The sequence below is a fragment of the Streptomyces sp. TRM68367 genome (assembly GCF_014495685.1).
GTDB lineage: Bacteria > Actinomycetota > Actinomycetes > Streptomycetales > Streptomycetaceae > Streptomyces.
In genome coordinates this window covers 60,059-71,699 of record NZ_JACTVI010000003.1, presented here as the reverse complement: position 1 = coordinate 71,699, position 11,641 = coordinate 60,059, and the positions used below count along the sequence as shown (strand labels likewise).

10 protein-coding genes and 1 pseudogene are annotated in these 11,641 nt (G+C 63.4%); 5 read left to right on the top strand and 6 right to left on the bottom strand.

Features of this window, described 5'->3' with window-relative positions; translation table 11 throughout:
- Window positions 1-142 precede the first annotated feature (142 nt).
- The gene (locus tag H8R17_RS03200) at window positions 143-385 is read left to right on the top strand and encodes a hypothetical protein (RefSeq protein WP_187821569.1); all 243 of its coding nucleotides are present in this window, start codon (window positions 143-145) and stop codon (window positions 383-385) included.
- Window positions 386-739: 354 nt separating this feature from the next.
- Here H8R17_RS03200 and H8R17_RS03195 read toward each other — a convergent pair whose 3' ends face one another.
- From H8R17_RS03195 to H8R17_RS03185, 3 genes are all read right to left on the bottom strand, one after another.
- Complete coding sequence (locus tag H8R17_RS03195) at window positions 740-925, bottom strand: transcriptional regulator (RefSeq protein WP_223124592.1); 186 nt, start codon at window positions 923-925, stop codon at window positions 740-742.
- 536 nt (window positions 926-1,461) lie between these two features.
- Window positions 1,462-2,016 (bottom strand): flavoprotein, encoded by a 555-nt coding sequence (locus H8R17_RS03190; RefSeq protein WP_187821720.1) that lies wholly within the window; start codon window positions 2,014-2,016, stop codon window positions 1,462-1,464.
- 5 nt (window positions 2,017-2,021) lie between these two features.
- Window positions 2,022-3,254, bottom strand: a complete 1,233-nt coding sequence (locus H8R17_RS03185; protein WP_187821567.1) for a helix-turn-helix domain-containing protein — start codon at window positions 3,252-3,254, stop codon at window positions 2,022-2,024.
- 199 nt (window positions 3,255-3,453) lie between these two features.
- Here H8R17_RS03185 and H8R17_RS46260 point away from each other — a divergent pair, with 199 nt between their 5' ends.
- Window positions 3,454-4,038: a hypothetical protein gene (locus H8R17_RS46260; protein WP_262504980.1), complete on the top strand. Its 585-nt coding sequence runs from the start codon at window positions 3,454-3,456 to the stop codon at window positions 4,036-4,038.
- On the opposite strand, the gene istB is transcribed toward H8R17_RS46260, so the two are convergent.
- A complete protein-coding gene (istB, locus tag H8R17_RS03175) occupies window positions 4,031-4,822 on the bottom strand; it encodes an IS21-like element helper ATPase IstB (RefSeq protein ID WP_187821566.1) in 792 nt (263 codons plus the stop codon). The two genes, H8R17_RS46260 and istB, sit on opposite strands and share 8 nt — an antisense overlap.
- Window positions 4,822-6,369, bottom strand: coding sequence for an IS21 family transposase (gene istA, locus H8R17_RS03170; protein WP_187821565.1), 1,548 nt, complete (start codon window positions 6,367-6,369; stop codon window positions 4,822-4,824). Before istA ends, istB begins: the two co-directional genes overlap by 1 nt.
- Before the next feature lie 299 nt (window positions 6,370-6,668).
- Here istA and H8R17_RS03165 point away from each other — a divergent pair, with 299 nt between their 5' ends.
- Window positions 6,669-7,133: an NUDIX pyrophosphatase gene (locus H8R17_RS03165; protein ID WP_187821564.1), complete on the top strand. Its 465-nt coding sequence runs from the start codon at window positions 6,669-6,671 to the stop codon at window positions 7,131-7,133.
- Between the two features lie 284 nt (window positions 7,134-7,417).
- Here H8R17_RS03165 and H8R17_RS03160 read toward each other — a convergent pair.
- A pseudogene (locus H8R17_RS03160) lies at window positions 7,418-7,543 on the bottom strand (IS5/IS1182 family transposase); the annotation flags it as partial.
- Window positions 7,544-7,871: 328 nt separating this feature from the next.
- Between H8R17_RS03160 and H8R17_RS03155 the strand changes: the two are divergent.
- Complete coding sequence (locus H8R17_RS03155; protein WP_187821563.1) at window positions 7,872-9,806, top strand: ATP-dependent endonuclease; 1,935 nt, start codon at window positions 7,872-7,874, stop codon at window positions 9,804-9,806.
- 2 nt (window positions 9,807-9,808) lie between these two features.
- Window positions 9,809-11,569 (top strand): ATP-dependent helicase, encoded by a 1,761-nt coding sequence (locus H8R17_RS03150; protein ID WP_187821562.1) that lies wholly within the window; start codon window positions 9,809-9,811, stop codon window positions 11,567-11,569.
- The last annotated feature ends 72 nt before the right edge of the window (window positions 11,570-11,641 follow it).

The following is an 11,641-nucleotide window of genomic DNA, read 5'->3' as shown; positions in this document are numbered from 1 at the left end:
CCGGATTGCCATAGTGGGCACGTTCCTCCTTGGTGTCCGTAGACTCGATCATGGGGACCACGCCCCGACCTTTCCTCCACGTGGACCGCTCCATCACTCGGTGAGTGCGCGGCCGCACCCGGTATCACCTGGAGGAAGCGGTTTGAGCATCCAGCCGTCAACCACCTCCGTGATGGTCATCGCCGATCGAGACTGGCTCGCGTCTCGTCACGGCACGGACTCCACGGAGACCATCACCCTCGATCTGACCAAGCTCGCCAAGGGCAGCCACTACGTCGAGCCGTCTGCGGGCCAGCCGCACGACTTCGTCCGCGCTGGCGTCCCGGTGGGCCGGATCAGACTCCATCGGCGCCCCAGACCCGGAGTTGGTCCTGACCTCCCGTAAGGCGTGGTCCCACCTCTCCTCCAACGGCGCACATCGGGCCGCGTACTACGGCACGCCCCCCAGTGGACAGACGCCGACGGCGACGCTGAGCCCCAGGCCGCTGCCCGCGAGATCCGTGAAAAAGACCGGGCTGGAGCTCACCGCCACCCCAGCTCACCGAGATCGCCACGGACCTGACCATCGTCATCTCCCCGAAGCTGAACATCAGCAAGACTCTGTACGCCGCCAGCACACTTACCACGGTGACCACGAACCGGCATGAAGGCAGGCCCACCAGTGGCTCCTTCCTGACCGGGTCGCCGGCGCCCTCTTCTGGGACAGCAGCCGCGACACCTCATGATCTGAGGTAAAGGATCAGGAGATCGTACGAAGAGATGGCCCCTGAGCGGCAGCTATGGGACGCAGCATCGGCCCTGTGATGTCGACGGGTGCGTTCAAGCCGTCCAGGAGCACGATGATCCGGTCGATATTGGTGAGGCGCCGCTGCCCAGATTCCAGCATCGACAGAAAGGCCTGGCTCAGCCCCGTGAGGAGGGCCATGTCGTCTTGACGGAGGTGGCCGTACTCTCGCACGAGTTGGCATAGCCTGCCGAAGTCCTTGCGTAACAAGGCGTCTCTGACGTCCCGGCAAGCCCATACATGGGGTGGAACAAAGGGGCGCGCAGGCTGTACGGCTGCCCCACTGCGAGCACAGCCGGAACAGATGTCTTCGCCGTTGTACCGACTCAGGCGGCATCGGCAGAGGCTGCAGAGCCGGGTGCGGCTGGTTGGCGTGGGGGTGCTTCTTGCGGCGCTCCCGGCGATGTGCTCCGTGCCCGACGGCGTTGGGGCGGCATCAGATGAGCGTCGAGATGAGTAGTCATTGCCGCCCAGTGCATCCGTGCGCGCGTTTGGGCAGTTCTTGGATGCGTCGCCCCAGGTCGTTGCGCCGGGGAGTGCCGCGCTCAATCCCTGATCGGGCATCCGGTCCCTCCGTTAGCCGGTGATGCCCTCAGACTGGCGCCAGTCGAGACGAAGGGCCCAGACAGACTGTCCGGGTCCAATTGCTCTTATTTCGCAGGCTTATTGATGGTTTGTCAGGAGATTGCTCTGCTGGCCTCGTCTAGTACGGCTTCCCACGGGTACCGGCGCCCCGGCATCCCAGCCCGCGGCTCGGCGAGCGGCCATACCTCGTCTCCGTAGATCAACCGCACCCCTGAATCGTGAAGGGCTTTGATGTGCCCTTCCCATGCGGGGTGGCGAGCGTGCGCGGAGTTGACCCGGGGCCAGACGAGTACTGGGAGGTCCAGTGTTCCGATGGCCTCGTTGACCTGTGTCAATGCCTGGTTGTCGGAGATCCCCAGGGCGAGCTTGGCGACGGTGTTGGCACTTGCCGGGGCCACGACGTAGCAGTCCACGGGCGGATGCGGCCGGGAGTCACCCGGCAGACGTGATTCGGACCGTACGGGAAGGCCGGTCAGCCCCTCGATCTCGGCCGTCTCCCCGCTCGTGCGGAGCCACTGACCTGCGGTCGGCGTGAGCGTGACCGCAACCGTCCAGCCCCGTTCAAGCGCCGGGACCACGAGTCCTGTACGCAGTTCCTCGATCCCGCCGGCGCTCGATCCGACGACGCCCAGCACCTTGCCCTGCATCGAACTCACTGCACCGCCCTGCATCGTTGGGCCATGGCCAGCAGCTCGGATGAGTGGCTGCCGCCCGTGACCGGGGACTGCTTCCTCAGGTCGCGAAGGGTCTCGCGTACACGTGGATTGTTCCGCACGAGCTGGGGCGAGGTGCGTTCGGCCTCCCGCAGTTCCCTGAAGGACGCGTCGACGCGGCCCTTGAGGCAGAGGCCGCGGGCGTAGTCGATGCGATGAGACACGGCGCGTTCCGCCGGCATGTGGGACACGTCGATGCCGCCATGCTCGACGACGTACGGGATGTTCTCCAGGTCAAGCTCGATCGACAGGCGGTGCAGCTCGACGTTCGTCGGACCGAAGCACGTCTGCCAGTGGTTCTCGTCGGAACCGAGCCGGTCGGCGAGCCGCTTCGCCTTCTCCAACAGAGAGTTGGCGGTGTGCCGGTCCTGGTGACGTGCGGCGGCCACAGCAGCTCGCAAATGAATCATGCCAAGCAGGCTCAAGGCGGCCGGGTCGTCGTCGCGAACCTGACTTGCGAGCCAGGCCGCCGCAGTATCGCCCAGTTCGAGGGCGTCCTCGTAGCGCCCGTTGGCCAGCAGTGCGTGCGTACCGGAGCGGGCGGCGGAGACGACCGACAGCGGGTCCTCGGATTCGTCGGCGGCGCGCATGGCGCGTTCGGCCGCGAGCCACGACAGGTCGGACTCGCCGACCTTGGCGAGGGTGGTCGCCGCCAGGTGATGCGTACGAGCCGAGACGGCGAGGCCGCGTCTCCGCTGATCGCCATGCGGAAGGTCTTCCAGCTCCTGGGCAGTCCTCAACAGGCCGGGCAGGGCGGCGATGACGTCGCCAAGAACGCCGGCCTGGTAGTCGCCCCAGCCGCGCTCGACGAAGACCTGCGCCTGGTCCGTCCGCGGCAACTGCCGCTCCGCCGTGGGACCGAACAGCAGCTTGGAGAGCCGCCGAGGGCTCATCAACGCATCGCGGACGGCCGGCACGTCGTCCATGTGCTTTTCCTCGTCCTCCAGGAGGACGGGCTGACCCATCAAGTCGCCGAGCGGGACACGCAGTACACGAGCGAGCTCAGCGAGCTTGTCGATCCTGGGCGGCTTCCGCACGCCTCGCTCGATCTTCGACAGCCAGTCAGTGCTGTGACCGACGAGACCGGCGAGCACAGGCTGCGTATAGCCCCGGCGCTCGCGGTAGAACGCGATCCGCTCTCCGATGCTGAGGTGATCACCAAGACCACGCATGCGCGCTGCCTCCCCCACTTTGGTCAATCATCCACGGTAGCGGCCGAGCAGGCCGCGAGATCAGGGAGCGATTCGGGCTGCAGTGCCGTGCTCAACATCCGTTCTCGGACCTAAAACGGGCCGGACACTTTGTCCGGCTGCACCCACGAGTCCACGAGGCGCCACAGTTCTGCCCGTCCGCGATCACGGCGAACGGTTGATGACCTGGGGTACTACTTGCGTAGCGCCGCACCACCTGCACCACCGGATCACGCGGCTCGCCGCCCAGGACACGAGCGCCGCAATGGCGAAGACGTACGACGTCGAGGTGTGGCTGCCTAGCGTCGGATCGTACGTCGAGGTCAGCTCGGCACCGAACGCCCGCGACTGCCGGGCCCGGCGCGGCAACATCCGCCACCGGCCCCGGCAGGGAAGGTCGGCGCATCTCCAGACGCTGAACGCCTCAGGGCTCGCCACCAGCCGCCTGGTGCCCGCGCTCCTGGAACAGCACCAGCGGGCCGATGGCACTGTGGCGGTCCCAGAAGCCCTGCGGAGGTGGATCCCCTGTGGCGTCCTCACCGCCCCGCTGACACAGGCCCGGCGTGTCCAGCGGGACCTCGCCAGCTCTCGGACAGGCCTCGCCCCGCGGGCCAGCGCGACCTGTTCCAGGCTGATTCTGCTCGGTGTCAATGGCCTTGAAGTTCTCCCCGTAGGCGGCCAGGAGTTCTCCCCGCTGGCGGCCATGTGGGCTTCCCCGACGGCGGCCAGTTGTCTCCCCGCCGTGGGTGGTGTGGTGGTCAGCTGAAGGGCTTGACGCCCTGGCCGGAGGTGGCCTGGGCGAGCCGGAAGCTGTCACCCTGGGTGACGACGATGTGGGCATGGTGCATGAGCCGGTCGACGGTGGCCGTGGCGAGGGTCTTCGGCATGATCTCGTCGAACCCGGAGGGGTGCAGGTTGCTGCTGACCGCGAGCGCGCGCCGTTCGTAGGCGGCGTCGACCAGCCGGTAGAAGCCCTCGGCGGCATCGGGGCTGACCGGGAGGAGACCGATGTCATCGACGATGATCAGATCGGAGCGGATGATCCGGGCCAGAGCGCGGGCGATGGAGTCGTCGGCGCGGTGGCGGCGGACCAGCGCCCCGAGGTCCTCGATGGTGAACCAGGCGACCGTCATCCCGGCCTCGACCGCTGCCTGGCCCAGGGCCTCGGTGAAGTGGCTCTTCCCGGTGCCCGAGGGTCCGCAGACACAAAGACTCTCGCGGCGGCGGACCCATTCCAGGGTCTTGAGCGCGTCCTGGGTGGCCCGGGGGATCGAGGACGCCTGCTCGTCCCAGTCACCGAACGTCTTCCCGGCGGGGAAGCCGGCGCGCTTGCGGCGGGTGTGCAGGTTGGCGCGGTCACGTCCGGCGGCCTCCTCGGCCAGCAGGACGCGCACCACCTCGGCCGGATCCCACCGTTGGGCCTTCGCTGTGGGGATCACGTCGGCGAGGGTCCGGCGGATGTGAGGGAGTTTCAGGCGGCGGGTCAGCTCGATCGCCTCGGCCAGCGGGTCGCCGGTGGAGCCGTGGACCTGGCGGAGCGGGGTGGCCATCAGATGCGGTCCTCTTCTTCGGTGCTGTTCGTGGTGTCGGTGCCGGATATGGGCGTCGGGGTGGTGCCGAAGGCGGCCCAGGCGGAGGTGCCGGGCTGCAGGCTGTGGGTCTCACTCGCGCGGGTCGGCTCGGCACTGTCGCGGCCGGCCTGGTAGTCGAGGATGGACAGCAGGTCCTTCTCGGCGAAGCGGCCGGTGACCGCGGCGGTGCCCAGCGCGCGGTCAACTGCTTCTGGGGAGTACAGCTTTGACAAGGTGACGGCCTCGGCCATCTTGGCCTTGACGCGGCGGGTGCCGGCGGTCGCGGCCTCGATGAGCCAGGTCGCGGCGCCGGGTCCGATCATCAAGAACGCGGCCTCGGCGGCGCTGGTGGCCTTCGGGGTGCGCTCTGCGTCCTTGTCCTCGCGCTGGGGGTAGTGCTCGGTGGCGATGACCGGGGATCCGGGGGTGCCGCGCGGGTGGCGGGCGGCCTCGGCGGCGGTGCCGTCCGCACCGACTGCGGTGACGACCAGTTCGTCGCCGTGGAAGCGGGCCCAGACCCGGGTGTCGATCAGCTCGTGCGGGACCGAGTAGCGCACCGCCTCCACCGAGATGGTGGCGTCCCAGTTGACCCGGCGGGTGGTGCCGAACGCAACGGTGAACGGCTGCCGGGGCAGCGGGTGGAGCCTTTGGCGTTCCTCGGTGAGCATCTCGGCCGGCGTGCGGCGGGTCGCTCGGTGCACCCGCGCGTTGACCTCGGTGCAGAACTCGCGGCAGGCGGCCTCCAGTTGGGCGAAGGTGCGGTATTCCTCCAGCAGGTTGACGTCCCTGGGGACCAGGTCGGCTTTGGCGATGCGCACGGTCGCCTCCGAGCCGCCCTTGGTCTCCGGGTCGGCGGGCAGGCAGGTGCGGATGGTCGTGCCGTAGTGCCGGGCGACCTCGACGATCTCGGGGTTGCGCACCGCGATCCCGGCGATGTGGTCGGCGGTGACCGTCTTCTCGTTGTCGGTCAGCACGAACGCCGGGATCCCGCCGATCCTGCGGAACGTGGCGTCCAGGCACGCGGTCACGGTGGGCAGGGTCTTGTCCCAGATCGGGATCACGACCCGGAACCTCGACCAGGCCAGCCACGCGCACCACAGTGTCGTCTTGCGGCCGCCGATCACCGGGCCATCGCCGAAGTCGTACTGCAGCCACAGCCCCGGCTCGGTGATCCAGGGCCGGTAGATCCTGCGTCGCCCCGCCAGATACTGGGCCTTCGCCTCGGCCACGGTGCGGCGGGTCGTTCGCTCCCCGCCGGTGAAGCCCATCGCGGTGATGCGCTTGTGGACCACGTCCGCGCGGATCTTGCCGCCGGAGCGGACCACCAGCTCCTCGATCTTGGGCAGGTAGGCGTCGATCGCGCGGTCCCGGTGCCGGCGGGCCTCGGGGGCCTGCCCGGCCGCGCGCATCTTCACATAGCGGGCCACCGTGTGGTGGTCGCACCCGGCCAGCTCGGCCGCCGCGCGGTAACTGCCCGTGAGGTCGTATGCCTCCAGGATGTCCATAATCTCCCTGCTGTTCTTCACCGCCCGACTCTCGCCGACCGGGATCTGGATCTTGTGAGCGGGGAGATATCTGGCCGTCCGCGGGGAAACCGCTGGCCATCAGCGGGGCCGTAAATGGCCGCCTATGGGGAGTTTTCCATGGCCGCCGTCAGCTCGGTCAGGCAGCCGGGTCGGGGCTGCTGCTTGGGGGAGCCAACGGATCTCGCCGATGTCGTTCGGGCCGTGGAGGAGATCTATGAGAACCGACCCATCTGCGCCAAGATCTGCGTGTGCTCGACCAGATCCACGCTTGGTCCAATCGCCGGTCAAGGAGTTCCTGCATGCCCCGAGCGCCCTTCCAAGTCCTAGTCGTACCGTTCCGCCGAGTCGGCGATCAGGTCGAGTTCGCCGTTCTGCGACGCGAGGACGTGAGCGTCTGGCAAGCCGTGGCCGGAGGTGGTGAAGTCGGCGAGAGCCCGGAGGAAGCCGCAGCGCGCGAGACCCATGAAGAACTCGGTATCGACGGGCCCGTACCTCTGTATCCGCTGCAGACCGCAGCCAGCATCCCGGCACGGTTCTTCGCCGAGCGAGACAGCTGGCCCTTCGGAACCTACGTCATACCAGAGCACTCGTTCGCCACCGACCTGACCGATGTGGAGATCAAAATCTCCCACGAGCACACCGACATCCAATGGCTGGACTACCAAGTGGCCCATAAGGTGCTCCGGTTCGACAGCAATCGCACCGCTCTCGGCGAGTTGCACGAGCGCCTGCTGGCAGCCGATCTGCCACTTCCGGTCGACTGATCACCCGTGGCTGAAGCCTCCGTAGTTGTCCTCCGAGACCTCGGCCTCCGACGGGGACAGAAGGCGAGCAGCCACCGAGATGACGTAGGCCGAGAGAGTCGATGACGGAGACGAGTAGCCCGGGATCACGCGAGCCGAGAGAGCTGCCGGTAGCTGGGAAGGCGGCCCGGCGCCCCTAGGTAAAGACCCTCCCGAGTGCGGGGAGAAACGGCCTCATCGCCCAATGCCCCGCCGACTGGCCCCGTTACCGGGTTCGAACGAGGCCGCCGCTGTCGAGTGGCGGCGGCCATCATCGCGCGCTGAGACGGGCGCAGCTTGCAGCGGCGGTCGCCCTCACGGGTGACGATCAGCATGGTGACCCACTCCACGAGCGCATGCGGCAGGTCGAGTGCGGGAGGATGGATGACCAACGAGGCCCCCGAGCAATGTGGTTGAGACGTCAGACATCTCGATCAACAGCCCGGGGCCTCGCTCGTTGCGCTTCACTGGCCATCACCTGATGGATGGCCAACTCGAAGAAGCTCAATAGAAGCCAGAACAACGGATCGCACCCCCGTTCGACAGAGCGGGGGTGCTGTCGCCTTACCCGTCAGTTCACCTGCGCAGCAAGGGAGTTGTGTGGCAGGGTGCACGGGGGTTCTTTGTGTGACACATGGTGCGAAGGTCGACTTTCACTTAAAATGGACGGCATAGATAAACGGGGAAATATTTGTGACTGCTCAAGCCTCTAATGCAGGGATGTACCTCCAGCGTCTACAGGTCAAGAACTTTCGATCTTGCTACGACATTGGGATTGATTTCCAGCCCGACATCACACTCCTAGTCGGAGAGAACAACTCCGGTAAGTCGAATGTGATCGAAGCTTTGAGGCTTGCAACAGCGCCCCTGAACCGCCGAGCTACCAGATGGTTTGAAAAGTCCGACCTATCACACGGCCGGAAAAACAAGGAAGCAGAGTTCCAAGCTGTCTACGATGGACTGACAGAGTCACAGCGGGCGCACTACATCACAGCCCTAAACATTGACTCAAATCAGGTAATTTACACCACTACGTACAAGGAAGATCCCGCTCGCAATCAAATGCGCCCGAGCGTGACAGCTGGTCCCGTCGGCGGCCCTGAGGCCGAATCAAACAAGCGTGATCAGATTGCACACGTTTATCTCGCTCCATTGCGAGATGCGCAGAGAGAGCTGGACTCCTCTGACAGTCAGCGTCTCCTTCGGATCATTCAGCACCTCACCACCGGTGAGCAACAGGATGACTTCGTTAAGAGCGCCAACAAGTCATTTAAGGATCTCAAGGACCATGGCGTTCTCGCTACCGCCAAGGATGAGATACAGGACCACCTGGGAAAGCTCACCGACTCCGTACGCAGTCAGACTGTAGAGGTAACCTTCGCTGACTACGAGTTGGGGCGCCTGACCCGCAGTTTGCGGGTAAAGATGGCAGAGAAAGGCATCGAGCCTGCCGATCTCATTGAATCTGGCCTTGGGTATGCGAACCTGCTGTTTATCGCGACGGTTGTTCTGGAACTACGCAAGGCTCGGGAATTCGAGCTAACTCTGTTTCTTGTCGAAGAGCCTGAGGCGCATCTGCACCCACAGTTGCAGGCCGTCCTGCTCGAATACCTGCGCGAGCAGTCCAAGGCGTCAACCAAAGACGACTTGCAGGGACCTGCGGGAAGAATCCAGGTAATCGCTACCACACACTCACCCAACTTGGCGAGCAGTGTCGGGATTGAAAATGTCGTAGCTCTTCGGACGAAGGTTGAGACCGAGCAGGAGGAAGACGACGAGGGCAAGGAACAGAACGTTGACCGGCGGAAGACTCAAGCGCTGCCCCTTGCACAACTAACTTTGTCTTCCAACGAGCGGCGCAAGATCAATCAATACCTAGATGCAACGCGGGCCGGCCTACTTTTTGCTCGCCGTGTCATCTTGGTTGAGGGCATTGCCGAAGCTGTCCTCCTTCCTGTGATTGCACGCTACTGCGTGTTTGGCGACGACCAAGACCCTGACCATGTCGGACAACGCCGGGCCTTTCACGGCGTCACCATAGTTAACGTGGGCAGTGTCGATTTTGCGCCTTACATCACACTACTTCTGTCGTCAGTCAATGGCTGCCGTCTTCTGGACAGGCTTACGGTCGTAACTGACCGGGACCCAGATCCGGAGCTCCCTAAGAAAAAGAAGAAGGAAGAGGGGGCGGGAGAACAACCAGAGAATGAAGGCGAACAGTCTGCCGGAGAAGATGAAACTGAGAGCGACGACCGCTCCCAGAACAGGACCAGAGTAAGTAATCGGAAGGAACAGCTCCTCAAGCACGCCGAGTCCATCGGCGCAGCTGGGCACTTGGTCGTCGCCGAGGCACCTCACACCCTGGAAGCGGACCTGCTGGGCCCGGAAAACAACGAGCCGGTCCTGAAGGATGCGTACCTTGAGCAGCACCGTCAGTCTGAGCACCACTGGCAAGACATTTTGCAGCACAGTAAGGGTAGATCTTTCGGCTTCTATCAGAAACTCTGCAAGTACGACAAGTTCATCAGTAAGGGCGAATTTGCGCATGACGTCGCCTTGGCTATCGAAGATGGAAAAGCTTTCGAAGCTCCCGAGTACCTAGCCAAAGCCATCCGTGGCGCGCTAGAGAGCGGAACGGATGGGACCAAGGCTTGACTATGATCGACCTGTCCGAGGGCCAGAAGGCCCTCGTAAATGCCACAGAAAGTCTCTTTGCTGTTGCTTGTCCCGGTGCGGGAAAGACACGAGCAATGGTGACTCGATTCCTGAAGCGCACCGCCGAAGAGCCGCGCAAGGGAATTGGGCTAATCTCCTTCACCAACGCAGCAGTCGATGAAGTCCGTCGCCGGTGCGGAAGCGACAATGAAGCCTTGAAGGCGCCGAACTTTGTCGGCACCTTCGACTCATTCCTCCATCGCTTCATAGTTACACCCCTCTTCGCCAAGCACTACAAAAAGTCACCGCGATACGTCCAGTCTTGGAAAGACGCACCAACCGGCAATTTTCGCTTGCTTGACCAAAATCAGCGTGATCTCATCCCCGGATCTGAACCCATCCAAATGGGTTGGTTTGATTTTGACCTTAATGGGCGCGCAACTCTTGTAAGTGTTCCTCAGCGCTTCGGGAAGAATCAGACTGAAACACTGATGTCCTTGAAGGTGAAAGCCGAGGATGAAGCTTCCGACCGTTTCGGGCACCTCATTAGAGCGGGAACTGTTACTTGCGAGGCAGGAAGGATTCTCGCGGGTGTATGGGTTAGGGACCCCAGAGCACGACAGGTTATTGCTCCGCTTCTAACGGCTCGCTTCGCCGAAGTTATCGTAGATGAAGCCCAGGACTGTGGTGCAGAAGAGCTACTCGTGTTGGGGTTCCTGCAAGCATGCGGCGTTCGTGTCGTTATGGTAGGCGATATTGATCAATCCATCTACGAGTTTCGCAGTGCGACGCCTCAGGCAGTGAGAGATTTTACGCAAGCCCTACCCATTCAGCTAGAGCTGCGAGACAACTTCCGGAGCTCTCCGGCCATCTCCGCTTTCAATAACGGGCTACGCTCGGGCTCTCTCGTTGAGTCATCAAGCGGTAAGCACGCCGCACTCTCAACTCCTGTGTATCTCCTGGACTTCTCCAAGCCCGACGAGATAGCACCTGCTGTGCTACCCATCGCAGAGAAGCACAAGCTCGTCGCTACTGATCTGATGGTCCTTTCGCATGCCGAGGCCCACAGCATGAAAGCCGCAGGAGTCGTTGACGTTGAGAGCGGCACCAGCAAGGTACTCGAAATCGCTGACGCCGGGTTCAAGCTCAGGTCAACGGATTTTGATGCCCGCACTCGCCTCAAGGCTCTCGAAAAAGTTGAGCGGTCTATCTTGAAGCTACTTACCGCCGACATAAAGACCGAGCACAAGAGTTTCGACCTTATCCGCGAGGAGCTTGGTGTTGAGGCACGATGGCTCCGCGAATTCGCAGTACGCATATCTATCTCTTTGGATGCTACGGAAAAACCTCGGGACACCTTTGCCGAAGAAGTACGCACCTTTCTAAAGAACGTCGAATGGGGCCATCTCGACACACCCACGGCGCGATCCGTTGGGTCTATGTACAAAGCTCCTTCGGAGAAGTCATGGGGCAGCATCACCCATCTAACCGTGAGCCCATTGGTTCCCTACTCCACCGTCCATGGCGTTAAGGGTCTGGAGTTTCGCGGCGTAGTGCTAATTGTTCCCGAGGCACCAAAGAGCAAGGCCACGGAACAGGTGTTGGATGCTTGGGAGCGTGACCTCGACACCGAGGCCCGACGAGTTCTATATGTCGCTGGCTCGCGTGCGGAGGAACTCTTGGTGCTTGCAGTGCACACTAGTCACATAGACAGGGTCGCTGCTCTACTCGATACCAGGGGCATCCCTTACGAGCGAGCATAGGCTGCTTGCTGCGAGAAAAAGCAGAGCGCATTTCAGGTAGCGATCATCTGCCATCTGCGCATGACGGAACGT